This window comes from Brevundimonas diminuta (genome assembly GCF_050310045.1).
GTDB classification, from domain to species: Bacteria; Pseudomonadota; Alphaproteobacteria; order Caulobacterales; family Caulobacteraceae; genus Brevundimonas; species Brevundimonas diminuta_F.
Window position 1 is genome coordinate 877,899 of the sequence record NZ_CP190005.1, and the last position, 17,507, is coordinate 895,405.

Here is a 17,507-nt window from a genome sequence, read left to right on the forward strand (position 1 = left end):
TAAATCAGACGGCGGCCAGCGCCTGGTCCAGATCGGCGATCAGATCGTCGATGTGTTCGATGCCGACCGACAGACGCACGGTGTCTTCGGTCACGCCAGCCTTCTTCAGTTCGTCAGGCGACAGCTGGCGGTGGGTGGTCGAGGCCGGGTGGCAGACCAGCGACTTGGCGTCGCCGATGTTGACCAGGCGGGTGAAGATCTTCACCGCGTCCTGGAAGCGGGCGCCCGCCTCACGACCGCCCTTCACGCCGAAGGTCAGCAGGCCGGACGCCTTGCCGCCGAAATACTTCTGGATCAGCGGGTTGGAGGCGTGGTCTTCCAGCCCGGCGTAATTGACCCATTCGACCTTGGGGTGGGCCTTCAGCCACTGGGCGACGGCGGTGGCGTTCTCGACGTGGCGGTCCATGCGCAGGGCCAGCGTCTCCAGCCCCTGAAGGATCAGGAAGCTGTTGAACGGCGAGATGGCGGCGCCGGTGTTGCGCAGCAGGACGGTGCGGACCCGGCCGATGAAGGCCGCCGGGCCAAGCGCCTCGGTGTAGACGACGCCGTGGTAGCTGACTTCCGGCTCGTTCAGGCGGCGGAAGCGCGCCTTGTGCTCGGCCCACGGAAACTTGCCGCTGTCCACGATGGCGCCGCCGATGCTGGTGCCGTGGCCGCCGATGTATTTGGTCAGGGAGTGGATGACGATGTCCGCCCCATGCTCGATCGGGCGGGTCAGGTAGGGGGTCGGCACGGTGTTGTCGACGATCAGCGGCAGACCCTGCGCGTGCGCCGCGTCGGCCAGGGCGCCGAAGTCGACGACATTGCCCAGCGGGTTGCCGATGGACTCGCAGAAGACCGCCTTGGTGCGCTCATCCGTATTGGCGGCGATGGCGGCCGGATCGGCGGCGTCGATGAAGCGCACCGTGATGCCGTACTGCGGCAGGGTGTGGGCGAACAGATTGTAGGTGCCGCCATACAGGGTCGAGGTGGCGATGATGTTGTCGCCCGCCTCGGCGATGGTCAGGATCGCATAGGTGATCGCTGCCTGACCCGAGGCCACGGTCAGCGCCGCAATGCCGCCCTCCAGCGCCGCGATGCGCTGTTCCAGCACGTCCGACGTCGGGTTCATGATGCGGGTGTAGATGTTGCCCGCCACCTTCAGGTCGAACAGGTCGGCCCCGTGCTGGGTGTCGTCGAAGGCGTAGCTGGTGGTCTGATAGATGGGCACGGCGACCGATTTGGTGGTCGGGTCCGGCGAATAACCGGCGTGCACGGCGAGGGTATCGAACTTCATGGCGTCCCTGGAGATTTTTCAGCGTCAGTCGAGCTGATTCATCAAGGGCTTTGTCGATACCTGCAAGGGTATGGAATTCCAGTAATTCTGTCAGGGCGGTCAGATTTTCTAACCGCCCTGAGTAAATGACCTAGTTGTTGAACAGGAAATGCATCACATCCCCGTCCTTGACGATATAGGCCTTGCCTTCGGCGCGCATCTTGCCCGCTTCCTTGGCGCCCGCTTCGCCCTTCAGTGCGACATAGTCGTCGAAGGCGATGGTTTCGCCGCGGATGAAGCCCTTTTCAAAGTCGGTGTGGATCACGCCCGCCGCCTGCGGCGCAGTGGCGCCGACGGGGATGGTCCAGGCGCGCGCTTCCTTGGGGCCGACGGTGAAGTAGGTCTGCAGGCCCAGCAGCTTGTAGGCCTCGCGGATCAGGCGGTTCAGGCCGGGCTCTTCCAGACCCAGGGTCTCGAGGAACTCCTTCTGCTCATCGTCGTCCAGGACGGCGATTTCGGACTCGATCTGGGCCGAGATGACGACGGAGTTGGCGTTGTCCTCGGCGGCGCGCTTGGCGACCAGATCGGACAGCTCATTGCCCTTGTCGGCCGAGCCTTCCTCGACGTTGGCGACATAGAGGGCGGGCAGGGCGGTCAGTAACTGCAGCATGTCCCAGGCCTTCTTGTCCTCCTTGGACACCTCGGCCAGACGTGCGGGCTTGCCGTCGCGCAGTTTTTCGAGCGCGGCGTCGATCAGCTTCAGGTTCAGCTGGGATTCCTTGTCGCCGCCCTTGGCGCGCTTCTCGATCTGGACGCGGCGGCGTTCCAGGCTCTCAAGGTCGGCCAGCATCAGTTCCGTCTCGATGATCTCGAGATCCGAGATCGGGTCGATGCGATTCTCGACGTGGGTGATGTCGTCATCGACGAAGCAGCGGGCGACGAAGGCGATGGCGTCGCAGTCGCGGATGTTGGCCAGGAACTGGTTGCCCAGCCCTTCGCCCTTGGACGCGCCGCGCACCAGACCGGCGATGTCCACGAAGGTGATCCGCGAGGGGATGATCTCCTTGGACCCGGCGATGGAGGCCAGGGTGTTCAGACGCGGTTCCGGCACGGCCACGTCGCCGGTGTTCGGCTCGATGGTGCAGAACGGATAGTTGGCCGCCTGGGCCGCCGCCGTCTTGGTCAGGGCGTTGAACAGGGTGGACTTGCCGACGTTGGGCAGGCCGACGATCGCGACTTTAAGAGCCATGGTATTCCTCGTGAGCGCGAGCCTTTAGCCGGTTCGGGCCGGTTTGTCAGGCTCGCGCCGCCAAGAGAGGGTTTTACTCTTCCGAATCCACCACCGGCGGCTGCTTGATCGCCGCGTGGACGCCGATGGGGCCGGCCTTCTCGAACGTCAGGGTGAAGGAGGCCACGCTGCCGTCGACCAGCGGATCGCGCAGGCCCATCAGCATGATGTGGTTGCCGCCGGGCTTCAGCTCGACCGGGGTTCCGGCGGGCAGGGGCAGGCCGTCGTGCAGGTGGGCCATGCTCATGACCCCGTTCTCCATCTTCATCTCATGCACCTCGGCCGACTGGGCCAGGGCGGTGGAGACGCTGACCAGACGGTCGTCGGAGCCTGCCGTCAGGGACAGGTAGCAGCCCCCGGCCTTGGCGCCGTTGGGGGTGGGACGGCACCAGGCGTCGGCGACCTGGACCGTGCCGGGCGCGACCGTGGCGTCCTTGGCGGCTTCGGTCGATTTTTCAGCGGGCTGGCCGCAGGCGGCAAGGGTGAGGGCGGCGGCCGACAGGGCGGTCAGGGCGAACAGACGTTTCATGTTGAAGCTCCTTATCAAGAGGCTGCGACGGGCTTGGACCCGGTGAACGCACGCACGGCTCGGTCGAGCAGCAGGGCGGCCACGAGGCTCAGTCCCGTCAAGGGATAGAGGATGGACAGGGGGATGACGATGCACAGCACGGCGATTCTCGCGCGCGGGCCGGGCGGCGCCGTCGGTGCGCCGGTGCGGCGGCGTGACAGGCTGGGCGGGCGGCGCTTCCACCACATGACCAGACCGCTGATCGCCAGCAGCCAGACAGCGATGCAGCCGATCAGCATGACGATGCGGTTGATCCAGCCGTATTGCATCCCCTGATGGACGGCGATGCCCCATTCAAAGCCCTTGGCCATGACGCCGAACTGGCTCCAGCGCAGGTCGGCCTTCACCGCTCCGCTGACGCCGTCGACATACAGGCTGCGGGCGTCCTCGGCCTTGCGGGTCTGGCGGGCGACGGTCCAGGCGAGGTCGGAGGATTGGGGGATGCTGACGGTGAAGGGGCGCGGCAGGCCCTGTTCGCGCGCCGTTTGAAGCACGCGGTTCAGGCTGGGGGCCGCATGGTCATGCCCATGGCCGTGATCGTGGGAGGGAAGGACGGCGTTCTCCAGCGTCCAGCCCACGCCCGCCGGGGCGTCGTGGGGCTTGGCGTGGCTCCAGGGGCTGGCGGCGGCGGGCGCGGGCGGGCGACCCAGACCTGTGCCGCGCATGACGCCCATGAACTGATCGCCCCAGACGGCCGACCACGGCATCCCTGTCACCGCAAGGAAGATGATCACCCCGCCGACATAGAAGCCGGTCAGGGCGTGAACGTCGCGCCAGAAGGGACGGCGGCTAGCGTCGGTCTCGCTGGGTTTTAGCACGGCGCCGGTGCGGCGGCGGGGCCACCACAGGTAGAGCCCGGTGGCGCACAGGATGATGGCCCAGCCCGCGACGATCTCGACCAGAATGTTCAGCGCCGTGCCGATGGGGCCGCCGAACAGGCTGAGGGAGTGCAGCGCCTTGATCGTCTCGGTTACGCCGCCATAGGCGGTGACGCCTGTGACCTTGGCTGTGTGCGGATCGACGAAGACGGTGCGCTGGGCGCCGTCAGGTTGGTCGACGCGAACGCGCACGGCCTGATCGGCGCGGTCAGGCACCAGCACGTTCGCCGCCCGGCCTTCGCCTGCGCGGGCGGCGGCGGCCAGCCACTGATCGGGATCGGCCTGCCGGGCGCTGACCGGAACCTCGATCATGGAGCGATAGACGGCGTGGTCGATCTCGTCCTTGAACAGATAGAGGCCGCCCGTCAGCGTCAGCAGCATCAGGAACGGCATGACCAGCACCCCGGCGTAGAAGTGCCAGCGCCAGACGGCCCGATAGGCGCCGGACATCACGTCCGGCGCCTTGGCCTGTGTTGAGGCGGAACGGCCCATCAATAGGCCAGCCGCAGGCCGACGGAGATCGAACGACCCTCGCCGGGGTAGAAGACGCCGGTTTGCACCTTGCTGGCGTCGGTCACGGCCGAGAACTCGCCGACGTAGCGTTTGTCAGTCAGGTTGCGCGCGTCGATGTAGACCGAGGTTCTGGCGTTGATGTTGAAACCGCCCGTCAGGCCCAGCACGGCGTAGTCCGGCGCCTTCATGGTGTTGGCGTAGTCGACATAGGGGCTGGACAGCCGCCACTCGACCGACGGGGTGACGAAGACGCCCGTCGGGTGGCGCCAGGTCAGCTCGGCGCGATACTGATGCTGCGGCACGACCGGCAGGCGGTTGTCGCCCCAGCGCGCGTCGCCGTCGAAGCGGAAGTCGCTCCAGTTATAGACCTGACGCAGCATCAGCGAACCGTCCGCCAGTTCGACCGGCAGGGTCCAGTCCAGCCCGGCCTCGATGCCCTGGTGGATGGTCTTCTTGGCGTTGAAAGTGGCGGCGGGAATATCGGGACTGGTGATGAAGTTCAGCATCTCGCCCTCGATCCGGCTGCGATAGGCGACCAGATCCCAGGCCAGAGGCCCATGACGGCCGCGCGTGCCGATCTCGCCGGTCCAGGCGTCCTGAACCTCGACCGGGGTGAAGCCGGTCAGCGGCGCCTGCACAAGGGCGCCATAGGTCGGCGGTTCGACCGAGCGGGTCAGGTTGGCGAAGACCTGGGCGCCGCTTTCCGCTTCCCACAACAGGCCCATGCGCGGAGAGAACCACTCATAGTCCCGGCTGGCGTTATTGGCCGGGGTCATGCGGTCCAGATAGTCGCGCGTGGCGCGCCCCCATGAGCCGCCTGCGACCAGGGCCAGCTGGTCGGTGACGAACAGCCGCCCTTCGGCGAAGACGTCCAGACCGGAGGCGTCCTGACGCGCGTCGGCGGTCTCGGCGCCGCGTTGACCCGCCAGGTTCACATAGCGCAGGGCCTCGACCTCTCCCTCGCGCCACGAGAAGCCGTAGAAGGCGTCGGCGCGCAGGCCGCCGATCTGGTCCGTCCAGTCGATGCGGGCGAAGGCGCCGCGCGTGGCGCTGTCCTGATCCATCACCTGGAAGATCGGGTGATAAAGCGACTTCTCCCAGCCCCAGACGGCGCCCTCGAACAGGGTGGATTCATTGAAACGCCAGCGGGTCTGCAGCGTCAGCCGCTTGACCGTCAGATCGCGGGCCTGATCGCCGGAAAGGGCGCTGGCGGAGGCCTTGCGCGGCTTGTTCAGCGCATCGTTCAGTGTCAGCGAGCCGGGCATGTCCTGCTTGATGTCGGCGGCCTGGGCGATCAGGCGCACCTCGCGGTCCTCGCCGAAGGAACGGCCCGCATTGACGGTCAGGCGGCCTTGCGACTGTTTGCTGTGGTCGCGCCAGCCGTCGCCCTGCATGGCCGTGGCGGCGGCATAGACATCCCAGTCGCCATAGGTCTCGGCGACGGCGCCGTGGGCGCGCACGAAGCCGTAGCTGCCGCCCTCGACCTGCATCAGGGCGCGCTGGCGGGCCGTGCGGCCGGTCGGGGTGACGAGGTTGATGGCGCCGCCCAGTTGCGCCCCGCCGAAGCGCAGGGTGTTGGCGCCCTTCCATACCTCGACATAGCGGGCGCTGAGGGAATCGACGCTCTGGAAGTCGGAAAAGCCGTCGGCGTCGGCGAAGGGCACGCCGTCCTGGGCGAACAGGACGCCGCGCTGGTGGAAGCCCTGGGCGATGCCCGAGCCGCGGATGGACAGGCGGCTTTCCTCGCCGAACCGCTTTTGCGCCAGCACGCCGGGGACGTTGCGCAGGGTGTCTGCGAACCCCTGCACGAAGCGGTCGGAGTAGCTTTCGGCCGACACCACGGCGACGGCGCCGGGGGTGCGGCTGAGACGGTCGCGCGCCTCGGCCACGACGGTCGGATCTTCGGCGTTGCGGCGACCGGTGACGATGATGCTGTCGACGACGGTAGGGCTGTCAGCACCCGGAAGGCTGTCAGCGTGAGCAAGGGCGGGCGCCAGGCAGGCGCCGATCAGCAGGGCGCACGGCGCCGCAGCGGTCTTGAGAGACATGGAGATGAAATCCTGAAAACAGAAGCAAGGCCGCGCAGGCCTTCAGCAGGCGCGCGGCGTCGGTGGGTCTGGTTTTCAGGCGTGAGGCGGGGCGCGCGACGGCGGACGCGGCGGGGCGCGGGCCGGGGGCGGGGGGCTGGCGATGAAGGGGGTGTAGACGACGGCCTGCGTCAGACGCACGACCGGCGCCGGTTCCGGCGCGGCGGGCGCGGGCAGGGCCGCCAGCAGCGGCATGACGCAGGCGGCGCACTTGGCGCCCATGTGCTCCTTGATCGGGCCGTCGACGCCGCCGGACTGGATGGTCTGGGGACCATCGGCCGAGCAGATGACGATGGGCTGGCCGGGCGTAGAGGCCGCCAGCGCCGCGAACGGCATCAGGCTGCCGATCACGATGGCGAACGTCGCGGCCAGGAAGGCCAGCGAGCGCCAGGTCGACCAGTTTTCTGCCTGAGAGCGGGTCACGATGCAGGCCCCTTAAACCTTCCCATACGGGGAAGCCAGACCATGCGGAGCGACCGACGGTCGCGCGGCGCCTCGACAATACCGCTTTACCCGTGCCAGCGTAGCGGTCGAACAGCCATCGAGGATACGCATGATCCGCGCCATCGGACCTTTCGCTCTCGCCCTGCTTCTCGCGGCGCCCGCAAACGCGCAACAGGTCGAGGAGGGGCCGGGCGGTCCCGACCGCATCTCCCTGACGGTCTATAATCAGAACATCGCCCTGGTGGAGGACGTGCGGAACCTGAACGTGCCCGCCGGGCGCTCGCGTCAGGAGTTTCCGGGCGTTTCGGCCAGCATCCGGCCCGAGACGGTCGGCCTGTCGGGGCGCGGCCTGTCGGTGGTCGAGCAGAACTTCGACTATGACCTGCTGACGCCGGGCAAGCTGATGGAAAGCGCCGTCGGCAATGAGATCGGCATCGTCCGCACCAACCCCGGTTCGGGCGCGCAATCGACCGAGCGCGCGCGCGTGCTGGCGGCGAATCAGGGCGTGGTGCTGCAGATCGGCAATCGCATCGAGGTGCTGCGCGATGACGGCGTGCCGACGCGCGTCATCTTCGACCAGGTGCCGCAGAACCTGCGCCCGCGCCCGACGCTCAGCGTGACGCTGGACGCCCAAGGGGCCGGTCGGCGCGAGACGACGTTGTCCTATCTGACCAGCGGTCTGACGTGGAAGGCGGACTATGTCGCCCGTTTCGACGAGAAGGCAGGCAAGCTGGATCTGACCGGCTGGGTGACGCTGACCAACAACTCGGGCGCGACCTTCAGCAACGCCCAGACGCGGGTGGTGGCAGGGGACGTCAACCTGATCAATCAGGGCGGCTATAATCCGCGACAGCCGGTTCGCGGGGGCGGCTCGTTGCGCGGCAATGGAACCCAGTCGGGTGGGCAGGGCGCTCTGGCCGACGTCTATGTCTATCCACTGCCCGAGGCCGTGACGGTCGCCAACAACCAGACCAAACAGGTCGGCCTGATCGACGCGGCAGGCGTGCCCGCGACCAAGCGCTACTTACGGGTCGTCGACGGCTTCTACAGCGCCGAGGAGCCGATCGCAGCGGAAGTCGGCGTCATCTTCGCCAACGGATCGGGGAACGCGGCCCGCGCCCTGCCTGCGGGCGTGATCCGGGTCTATGTGAAGGATGAGGCGGGCGAGCCGCGCTTCATCGGCGAAAGCCAGGTCGACCACTCGCCCGCCGGGTCCGAAATCGTGGTGACGACGGGCGACGCCTTCGATGTGACGGTGCAGCCGCGTCTGGTGTCGTCGGAGCGCACCTCCAAGCGTCTGGTCGACTATTTCCGCACCCGCTATGCGATGGAATACACGGTCCGCAACGCCCGCCCGGAGGCGGTGACGGTCGAGGTGCGCCAGCGCGGTCTGGGCCGCGATACGGAGCTGACGGATCAGAGCATCACGGGTGAGATGCGTGACGCCCGCACCGTCGTCTGGCGCGTGCCGGTGCCTGCCAACGGCGAGAACAAGCTGACCGCGACCATCACCACGGGCGGTTGATCCCATGCGCCGCCTTCTGGCGATCACCACGGCGCTGAGCCTTCTGGCGCCCACGGCCTGGACCCCCAAGGCATGGGCGCAGACGGAGAGCGTGTCCGCGCGTCCGGATGGGGCGACTGTGGTGATCTATCGCGACCGGCCGGTCGATACGGTCCAACTGATGGAACAGTCGCGCCAGCCGTGGAGCCGGCTGGACCGGCAAGGGCTGGCCCTGATCGTGGAGACGCGCACGGTCGATCTTCCGGCGGGCGAGGGGATCATCCGTTTTCGCGGACTGGCCACCGGCGTCGTACCACAGAGCGCCGTGCTGGAGGGCCTTCCCGCCCATGTGGTCGAGCGCAACGCCGACTTCGACCTGCTGTCGCCCGCCAGCCTGATGGAGAAATCCATCGGCGAGGTGGTGCGCGTCGTCCGCACCAATCCCGCGACCGGCGAACAGGTCGAAAAGGCCGCCGTCATCCGCGCGGGCGCCCAAGGGACGGTGCTGGAGATCGACGGTCGGTTCGAGGCGCTGGACTGCTCGGGCCAGACCGAGCGGGTCGTATTCGATCGTGTGCCCGAGGGGCTGGGCGACCAGCCGACCCTGTCGGTGCGCACACGCGCCGAGCGTGCGGGGCGGCACACGGTGACGCTGGCCTATCTGACCACAGGATTGCAGTGGTCGGCCGACTATGTGGCGCGTCTGGACCCGACGGACGGCACGCTGGATCTGACCGGCTGGGTGACGCTGGCCAACTTCGGCGGGACGGGATTCCCCGACGCGCCGGTGCAGGTGGTGGCGGGCACGTTGAGGAAGGACGCAGGCACCACGCCTGTCGAGCCGCTGGTCCGCTATCAGCAGAACCAGTGCTGGCCGCAAGGGACGACGACGCTCGGGTCGGGGCTGGACTTTAGCAATGCGTATGTAGGGGGCGCCCGTAAGGAAGATCGGGTTGAATACAGTGGTCCGCCCTTGCCGGCACCATCGGCAGCGCGGATGGTGGCCGACATCGTTGTCACCGGCAGCCGTGTCGCGCGTCAGGGCGAACTGGGCGACTACAAGATCTATACCCTGCCGGAGTTGACGACGGTCGCCGCGCGCCAGACCAAGCAGGTGCGCTTTCTGGAACGCGAGGGTGTGGCCTATGAGCGGGTCTATCGCGCCGGGGTGATGAACCCGGACGAAGAATCGCAATCTACCGGCATCATCATGAAGCTGCGCAACGAGGAGAGCGCCGGGCTGGGCGTTGCACTGCCGGGCGGGTCGGTGGCGGTGATGCAGCCGGATGGAGCGGGCGGCGTGTTGCTGGCCGGTCAGGATCGGTTCGAGGACAAGGGCGTGGGCCTGCCGGTGCGGCTGACCTTCGGCGAATCGCCGGACGTGCGGGTGCAGACGCGGCTGGTGAAGTCCGGCAGTTCGACGCGCGGCGCCGTCACGACCGAACGCACTGAGATCGAGGCCATAGTCACCAACGCCCGCTCTGAGCCTGTGACGGTCGAACTGGTCGCCGCCGCCGCCATGCAGCGCGGCTTCCGCATTCGCAACCAGTCCGTGCGCAGCCGTGTGGACGACACCGGCTATCCGGTCTGGACGCTGATCGTGCCCGCGAATGGCGCGGCGACGCTGAAGGCCGCGTGGACGACGACGGACTGAGGCTGTGATTCTCCCTCCCCGTCCCGGGGAGGGAGAGGCGGCGCATTATTCGCCCTTGGCGGCCTGTCTTGGACTGAACTTGGGGGCCGGAGCCAGACGCATCACCTCGCCCTGATAGCGTTCGTCGTCGCCATTCACTGCGAAGGGCAGGGCGTCGGCGCAGGCCTGCAGCATCGGGTCCAGCCAGGGCTTGTCCGCCTTGTGGAAGTCGCCGAGGACATGGGCGTGGACGAGCTGGGGTTCGCCGGGGTGGCCGATGCCCATGCGGGCGCGGCGGAAGTCGGCGCCCAGGTGGCTGATCAGGCTGCGCACGCCGTTCTGACCCGCTGCGCCGCCGCCCTTTTTCATGCGGAAGCGGCCGGGTGCCAGGTCGATCTCGTCGTGGAAGACGATCACGTGCTCGGGCTTCACCTTGTAGAAACGCGCCGCCTCGCCGACGGCCCGGCCGCTCTCGTTCATATAGGTCTGGGGCTTCATCAGCAGGACCTTGGTCCCCTCGACCTCGCCGTCGGCGACGATCGACTGGAACTTGGCGCGCGACGGGCCAAAGCGCCAGCGGCTGGCGATCTCGTCCACGGCCATGAAGCCGATGTTGTGGCGGTTCTTTTCGTATTTGGCGCCGGGGTTGCCCAGGCCTGCGATGATGATCATGCGGTTCTCATGCCCCGTGCGTCAGGCAAAGAAAAGCCCCGCCGGGCGAACCGGGCGGGGCTGATTTCCTGATCCCCTGAAGCCGCTCTGCGCCGTGCGCAGGGCGATAGGGGAAGCAAAAGCCTATCAGGCTTCTTCGGCTTCCGTCGTGGTGTCGCCGGCGTCCGACTGGCCAGCGGCCGAGTTCTTGATCGCGGCGATCATGAAGTCGCGGTCACCGATGGTCGGCGTCGCGCCTTCCGGCAGTTGGATGTCCGAGATGCGGATGTTCTCGCCGATCTCACGACCCTTCAGGTCGACGACCAGTTCAGCCGGGATGCGGTCGGCGCGGACCAGGATCTCGACCGTGTGGCGCACGACTTCCAGCATGCCGCCCTGACGGGTGTAGGGGGCCTCGTCAGCGTTGACGAAGGCGACCGGGATTTCGATCTTGATCTCTTCCTTGGCGCCGACGCGCATCAGGTCGAAGTGCAGCGGACGGTCGGTGACCGGATCGAACTGGATGTCCTTGGCGATGACCGGCTGCGATTCCTTACCGTGCTTCAGGGTCACCAGGTGACCGATCAGCTTGCCGGTGTACAGCGACTTGCGGAACTCACGCTCGTTCACGGAGATGGCCACCGGGGCCTTGTCGCCGCCGTACAGGACGCCGGGGACGGCGCCTTCGCGACGCGCGGCGCGGGCGCCGCCGGTGCCCACGTTTTCGCGGACATCAACGTTCAGAATGATCTCAGCCATCGGGCTCGCCTTCAATACAAGTAAACGCCTGCGCAGAACCGGGTCCCGCGCGGCGGGGTGATGAACCCTTCGAATTCAAGAGCGCGGGCTATTACACGGAACACAGGGCGGACGCAACCGCCCCGGCTCAGCCCACAGCGATATTCAGCCTCAGCCGTTGGGTGCGGCGGCGGCCGAGGACTGGTTCTCGGCCTGGGCCATGGGCGTCGGGCCGGGCACGGCGACCGTGATGGTCGGCATGGGGCCGGTATATTGGGTCGTGCACTGGGCCATGTCGCGCACGATGTGACGACCGGCGCAGAAGATGTCCTCATAGTTCGGCTTGGCCGCCGCCAGACACTGGAACAGCATCAGCTTGGACATATTGAGGCAGAACTCGTTGTTCGATTCGGTCGTCAGGGCGTCGGTGTTGGCCTTGGCCTCTTCGCCTGCCGCGCCCAGCGCCGCCAGGGCTGCAATGGCCAGGGAGTTGACCACGGCGGGCGTGAAGGGCGCGCCGCGCTGGGCTGCGGTCAGGTTCAGGCCCGTGCCGTTGTGCGCGGCGGCGAACAGACGGGCGCTGTCCTCGGCCGAGGGCAGGCGCGGCGAGGCGGACAGGCTCTTGGCGCCTTCCAGGCGACCGTTGCGGTCGGCGACGGGCTGGGTGGCCCAGCGACGGCGCGGGTCCTGGCGGCCCTGAATGGTGTAGGCGTCGTTTTCAACCGCCTCGGCCAGCGCCAGCATGGAGGCTGCGTCCTGGCCCATGGTGTTGGCGATCAGGCCTGCTGCGGCGTCGGCGCCTGGCAGGGTGGCGGCATAGGCCGGGTCGGCGACGATCCGCGCCACCATCTGCTGGCGTTGTTCGGGATCGGCGGCGAACTGGCGCACGCCAGCGACATATTCGGGCGATTGCAGAGCGAGGATGGCGCCATAGGCGATCATGCCGCGCGACAGCTGGGCGGCCTCGACGGCTGCTCCCTTGCGGACGGCGGCCTGAATGGATTCGGCGTCGGGGAAGTCTGCGCGAATCGAATTCACTTCGCGCACGAACGCGACATAAACGGAGGCGGCCTCGGCGACGCTCTGATTCAGGGCCAGAACAGGCGGCGGCGGCGGCGGCGGCGGCGGCGGCGCTTCCGGTTCAGGCGTCGAACAGCTGGCCAGGACAGCGGCGGCGGCGACAGCGGCGACGGAGAGGCCGCGGCGCAAGAAGGCCTGGGGCATCGGCGATCTTCCCTTGATAAAGCGATACGCACAAAGCGCGGCGACGCGCAGCATGGCGCGCCTCCGCATCGTAGCCCTTATATCGTCGAGAAAATGGTTAGCCGAACCTTAATCGAAGAGTTTCGAGACGGACTCTTCGTTGGCGATACGCCGGATCGCCTCGCCCATCAGCGGCGCAACGGAGACGCGACGGATTTTCGAGCAGTTCAAAACTTCGTCAGGCTGTTCGATGGAGTCGGTGATCACCAGCTCCTTCAGCGGGCCGTTGGTGACGCGGTCGACGGCCGGGCCGGACAGGACGCCATGGCTGATGTAGGCTGAAACCTCGGTCGCGCCGCGATCGATCAGCGCCTGAGCCGCATTGACCAGGGTGCCGCCCGAATCAACGATGTCGTCGAACAGGATGCAGCGGCGGCCTTCGACGTCGCCGATGATGTTCATGACTTCGCTTTCGCCCGCCTTGGGGCGACGCTTGTCGACGATGGCGAGGTCGGCGTCGAGGCGCTTGGCCAGCGATCGCGCCCGAACGACGCCGCCGACATCGGGCGAGACGATCATCAGATCGTCGCCGCGCGGATAATGGTCCTTGATGTCCTGAGCCAGAACCGGCGTCGCCACCAGATTGTCGGTCGGGATGTCGAAGAAGCCCTGAATCTGACCCGCGTGCAGGTCCATGGTCAGGACGCGGTCGGCGCCCGCGCGGGTGATGAGGTTGGCCACCAGTTTGGCCGAGATCGGCGTGCGGCCGCCGGTCTTGCGGTCCTGACGGGCGTAGCCGAAATAGGGCATGACGGCGGTGATGCGACGGGCCGAGGCGCGCACCAGCGCGTCAGTCATGATCAGCATTTCCATCAGGTTGTCGTTGGCCGGATAGGAGGTCGACTGGATGATGAAAACATCCTCGCCGCGCACGTTTTCCTCGACCACGGCGAACACTTCATTGTCGGCGAAGCGTTTCACCTGAGCCTTGGTCAGCGGCATGTCCAGGTGGGCCGCGATGGCCTGGGCCAAACTCCGGTTCGAATTGCCTGCGAGCAGCTTCATTGACCGGTCATCCTTTCGCCGTCATCGCCCCGCCAATACTCGCGGATGCGTTTCTGGACGCGCTCTCTAGGCGGCGAACGGTGCGGCGTCCAGCCGTGTTCCGGCCGTATCTGCGATTTCACCTGATTGGCTTGGGCGCAGGCGCTGTTATAGAGGACGCATCCTGCTAACGAGGGCGCGTGTCGCGTGTCCGCGTCCCGAAGGCATCTTGATGAGGTCGCCCTTGCCCGCTTCGAAGTCTCGTACCGGCCTGACCCTGTTGACGGTCGCTGTCGCGGCCCTGTCCCTGTCCGCCTGCGCGGGCAACAAGCCGCGCCAGAAGCTGGCCTACGAAGAGCGCCCGGTCGAGGCGCTCTACAACACCGGTTATCAGCGCCTGCAGTCCAAGCGCTGGATGGACGCCGTCGACTATTTCCAGGAAGTCGAACGCCAGCACCCCTATTCGGAGTGGGCGCGCCGGGCGATCCTGATGCAGGTCTACGCCTATTATCAGAACAACAACTATCAGGATGCGATCGCGGCGGCGGACCGCTTCATCGCCCTGTTCCCCGGCAATCCGTCGGCCAGCTACGCCTTCTACATGAAGGCCGTCTGCAACTTCGAGCAGATCGTCGACGTGGGCCGGGACCAGGGCTATGCCGAGGCCGCCCTGGCGGGTCTGCGCGACGTGGTGCGCCGCTATCCGGGTTCGACCTACGCCACCGACGCGCGGGTCAAGATCGACATGGTCAACGACCAGCTGGCGGGCAAAGAAATGACCGTCGGCCGCTATTACCAGCGCGCCAACCAGCCGCTGGGGGCGCTGAACCGTTACAAGACGGTGGTGAACAATCAGGACTTCCAGCGCACCTCGCACGTGCCCGAGGCCCTGTATCGTCTGGTCGAGGTCAATCTGAGCCTGGGTCTGGCCGAAGAGGCGACCCGAAACGCCGCTGTGCTGGGTCACAACTATCCGGGCAGCGCCTGGTACGCCGAGGCCTACGCCCTGCTGCGCGAGCGCGGCGAGAACCCGGGCGTCGAGCCTGAGGGCAAGCGCGAATCCTGGCTGAAGCGCCTGATCCCCGGCGGTTGATCCGCACGCCGGATGGAAGGGGGGCGAATAAGACGCTGCGTTCCCCTTCTGTTTCCGGCTAAGGTGTGGCGAAACATCGAATCAGATCGCCCATGCTGACCACCCTCTCGATCCGCGACATCGTGCTTGTCGACGCCCTGGACCTTGAGGTCGAGGACGGCCTGACCGTGCTGACCGGCGAGACGGGGGCGGGCAAGTCCATCATCCTCGACGCGCTGGGCCTGGCGCTGGGCGCGCGCTCTGACGCCGGGCTGGTGCGGAACGGCGCCAAACAGGCCTCGGCCACGGCCGTCTTCACCGCACCCGATGATGAAGCCCTGATCGCCCTGTTGGCCGAGCGCGGTTTCGAGGTCGCGCCGGGCGAGGAACTGATCCTGCGCCGGGTAGTGTCGGCCGACGGCCGCAGCCGCGCCTATGTCAACGATCAGCCCGCCGGGGTGACGGCCCTGCGTGAGATCGGCGCCCTGCTGGTCGAGGTGCATGGTCAGCATGAGACAGTCGGCCTGCTGGACTGGAAGACGCACCGGGCGCTGCTGGACAACTACGGCGGGCTGCAACCGCAACTGGCGGGCGTGGCCGGGGCGGCCGAGCGCCTGAAGGCGGCGCAGGCGCATCTGGATGAGCTGGAGGCGTCGGCTGCCGAGGCCGCCGCCAAGGCCGAAGAGATCACGCTGAATCTGGCGGACCTCGACGCCCTCGATCCCAAGCCGGACGAAGAAACAGAACTCGCGGGCGAACGCGCCATTCTGGGCGCTGCGGAAAAAGCCGTGGCCGATCTGGCCGATGCGCGCAATCTGCTGGGCGGGGACAAGCTGAGCCAGCGTCTGGCCTCGGCCCTGCGCGCGGTCGAACACGCGCGTCAGCGGGCGGTTCAGGCGGGCGCCGAGGGCGACAACCCCATCATCGCCAAACTGGGTCTCGCCGCCGAGGCGGTGGATCGCGCCTTGGTCGAGGCGACGGAAGCCGTGGCCTGCGTCGACGCCGCCGCCGACGCCTTCGACTTCGAGCCGGGCCGACTGGACAAGGCGGAGGAACGGCTGTTTGCCCTGCGCGCCGCCGCCCGGAAACTGCACACGACGGTTGAGGCCCTGCCGGCGCTGCGCGTGCGTCTGCGCGAGCAGCTACGCCTGATTGAGGACGGCGAAGAGGCCTTGACCAAGGCTCGCCGCGATGTCGCCATAGCGATCGAGGCCTATGATGTGGCGGCCATGCTGCTGACCTCGGCGCGCGAGGCGGCCGGGGATCGTCTGGTCGCGGCGGTCATGGATGAATTGGGTCCGCTGAAGCTGGAGCGGGCGCGTTTCCGTGTGACGCTGGAGCCGGTCGAGGGGCGTCGCGGTCCGCTGGGCGTCGAGACGGTGCGGTTCGAGGTGGCGACCAACGCCGGGACCGCCTTCGGACCGCTGGATACGGTGGCCTCGGGCGGCGAACTGGCGCGCTTTGCGCTGGCGATGAAAGCGGCGTTGGCCAGCCGTGAGGACCAGCGCCAGCCGGTCATGATCTTCGACGAGGTGGATCAGGGCGTCGGCGGCGCCGTGGCCGAGGCTGTGGGCGGACGCCTGCAACGCCTGTCACGCGGCGCGCAGGTGCTGGTCGTGACGCACAGCCCGCAGGTCGCCGCGCGCGGCCACGCCCACTGGAAGGTCCGCAAGGCCGATGTCGAGGGCCATACGCGGACCTCCATCGACGTGCTGGAGGAAGGCCCGCGTCAGGAAGAGATCGCGCGGATGCTGTCGGGCGCCGAGATCACCGATGAAGCGCGGGCGGCGGCAAGAGTTCTGATCGGGTAGGGGCGATCACGTCCTCCCAACCCATGCTGTTGCAGACGATGCTGCCAGAACGGACGATGCCCTGCTGATGCAGCTTCTGAGCGCGAGAGGGGTTGAGAAGACCTTCGTCCAGTGAATCCTGAAAGGGCAGGATTTCAACCCCGATCAGACAACTACGCGCCATCCTTTCTTCGACGACATAAGCGCGGATTGCGGCGGAGGCGCTCTCCCAGTCGCCGGACAGCGCGTCGGATGAGGCTTGTCCGGACCGACGATATAGAAGCCAGCCCGGATGGATCCCATTTCGTCTGGCGAAGTCCATTTGCTGTTCGGCCAGTTGAGACAAAGCCGCCACGACCCGTTCAGGTTCGCCTTCCTCGCGCATTTTTTCGACCAGCATGGGGTCTGCGCCCCCATGAATCACGATCAGCGCGCCGGGCTCAACGATCAGCTGACCTGCAAGGGGCAGGAAATAGTTCGCGCATGAGGAACTGCATTCATTGAGAACACGCATTTTGAGGCCATGTCCCTCGAAATGCTGCGCGATTGTGATCGCAGCTTCGACTGAGCCGCCTCTGCTGTTCAAAAGCAACTCAGTCGTTGTTGGTTGAAAGCGGGCCTTTACGCAGGCGGCCATCACATCGTCGATCTCGCCCTGGATAACGAAAACGGTCGGCGAATCCTGGCGGCAATGTTCGTCGTCAGCGTGAGCGGTTGCTGGAAGCGCAGACGTCAGCGCTACTGCCAGCAGGAGGCAGGCCCAGTGCATCATGAGCTTGATGATGAAAGGACGGCGTTCGTTCATTTCCCGAAGTGAACACACAACGCCATCAGTCTCA

Annotated in this window: 15 protein-coding genes; 4 read left to right on the plus strand and 11 right to left on the minus strand. The window is 66.9% G+C overall.

The window, feature by feature from the left end:
- Window positions 1-4: 4 nt before the first annotated feature.
- From ACORJG_RS04095 to ACORJG_RS04120, 6 genes are all read right to left on the minus strand, one after another.
- Entirely contained in the window at window positions 5-1,276 is a 1,272-nt protein-coding gene (locus ACORJG_RS04095) for an O-acetylhomoserine aminocarboxypropyltransferase/cysteine synthase family protein (protein WP_427791847.1), read from the minus strand.
- A gap of 130 nt (window positions 1,277-1,406) precedes the next feature.
- A complete protein-coding gene (gene ychF, locus ACORJG_RS04100; protein ID WP_427791849.1) occupies window positions 1,407-2,504 on the minus strand; it encodes a redox-regulated ATPase YchF in 1,098 nt (365 codons plus the stop codon).
- Window positions 2,505-2,577: 73 nt separating this feature from the next.
- A complete protein-coding gene (locus tag ACORJG_RS04105) occupies window positions 2,578-3,072 on the minus strand; it encodes a copper chaperone PCu(A)C (protein ID WP_427791851.1) in 495 nt (164 codons plus the stop codon).
- A 14-nt stretch (window positions 3,073-3,086) separates the two neighbouring features.
- On the minus strand, window positions 3,087-4,481 hold the full coding sequence (locus ACORJG_RS04110) for a PepSY-associated TM helix domain-containing protein (RefSeq protein WP_427791853.1): 1,395 nt from the start codon (window positions 4,479-4,481) through the stop codon (window positions 3,087-3,089).
- A complete protein-coding gene (locus ACORJG_RS04115) occupies window positions 4,481-6,550 on the minus strand; it encodes a TonB-dependent receptor family protein (protein ID WP_427791855.1) in 2,070 nt (689 codons plus the stop codon). The genes ACORJG_RS04110 and ACORJG_RS04115 overlap by 1 nt, the downstream gene beginning before the upstream one ends.
- A gap of 75 nt (window positions 6,551-6,625) precedes the next feature.
- Window positions 6,626-7,012: a DUF2946 family protein gene (locus ACORJG_RS04120; protein ID WP_427791857.1), complete on the minus strand. Its 387-nt coding sequence runs from the start codon at window positions 7,010-7,012 to the stop codon at window positions 6,626-6,628.
- Window positions 7,013-7,142: 130 nt separating this feature from the next.
- Between ACORJG_RS04120 and ACORJG_RS04125 the strand changes: the two genes are divergently transcribed.
- Entirely contained in the window at window positions 7,143-8,558 is a 1,416-nt protein-coding gene (locus tag ACORJG_RS04125; RefSeq protein ID WP_427791859.1) for a DUF4139 domain-containing protein, read from the plus strand.
- 4 nt (window positions 8,559-8,562) lie between these two features.
- The gene (locus ACORJG_RS04130; RefSeq protein ID WP_427791861.1) at window positions 8,563-10,191 is read left to right on the plus strand and encodes a DUF4139 domain-containing protein; all 1,629 of its coding nucleotides are present in this window, start codon (window positions 8,563-8,565) and stop codon (window positions 10,189-10,191) included.
- Window positions 10,192-10,236: 45 nt separating this feature from the next.
- On the opposite strand, the gene pth is transcribed toward ACORJG_RS04130, so the two are convergent.
- The 4 genes from pth to ACORJG_RS04150 form a co-directional block, all read right to left on the minus strand.
- Window positions 10,237-10,842 carry an aminoacyl-tRNA hydrolase gene (gene pth, locus ACORJG_RS04135; protein WP_427791863.1) on the minus strand — a complete coding sequence of 202 codons (606 nt, stop codon included), beginning with the start codon at window positions 10,840-10,842 and terminating at the stop codon, window positions 10,237-10,239.
- 126 nt (window positions 10,843-10,968) lie between these two features.
- On the minus strand, window positions 10,969-11,580 hold the full coding sequence (locus ACORJG_RS04140) for a 50S ribosomal protein L25/general stress protein Ctc (RefSeq protein ID WP_427791865.1): 612 nt from the start codon (window positions 11,578-11,580) through the stop codon (window positions 10,969-10,971).
- 150 nt (window positions 11,581-11,730) lie between these two features.
- The gene (locus tag ACORJG_RS04145) at window positions 11,731-12,783 is read right to left on the minus strand and encodes a hypothetical protein (RefSeq protein ID WP_427791867.1); all 1,053 of its coding nucleotides are present in this window, start codon (window positions 12,781-12,783) and stop codon (window positions 11,731-11,733) included.
- 108 nt (window positions 12,784-12,891) lie between these two features.
- A complete protein-coding gene (locus tag ACORJG_RS04150) occupies window positions 12,892-13,827 on the minus strand; it encodes a ribose-phosphate pyrophosphokinase (protein WP_427791868.1) in 936 nt (311 codons plus the stop codon).
- Window positions 13,828-14,038: 211 nt separating this feature from the next.
- Between ACORJG_RS04150 and ACORJG_RS04155 the strand changes: the two genes are divergently transcribed.
- Together ACORJG_RS04155 and recN are read left to right on the plus strand one after the other, a co-directional pair.
- The gene (locus tag ACORJG_RS04155) at window positions 14,039-14,899 is read left to right on the plus strand and encodes an outer membrane protein assembly factor BamD (protein WP_427791870.1); all 861 of its coding nucleotides are present in this window, start codon (window positions 14,039-14,041) and stop codon (window positions 14,897-14,899) included.
- 92 nt (window positions 14,900-14,991) lie between these two features.
- A complete protein-coding gene (gene recN / locus ACORJG_RS04160) occupies window positions 14,992-16,689 on the plus strand; it encodes a DNA repair protein RecN (RefSeq protein WP_427791871.1) in 1,698 nt (565 codons plus the stop codon).
- Here recN and ACORJG_RS04165 read toward each other — a convergent pair.
- Entirely contained in the window at window positions 16,646-17,473 is an 828-nt protein-coding gene (locus ACORJG_RS04165) for a hypothetical protein (RefSeq protein ID WP_427791873.1), read from the minus strand. The two genes, recN and ACORJG_RS04165, sit on opposite strands and share 44 nt — an antisense overlap.
- Window positions 17,474-17,507 lie beyond the last annotated feature (34 nt).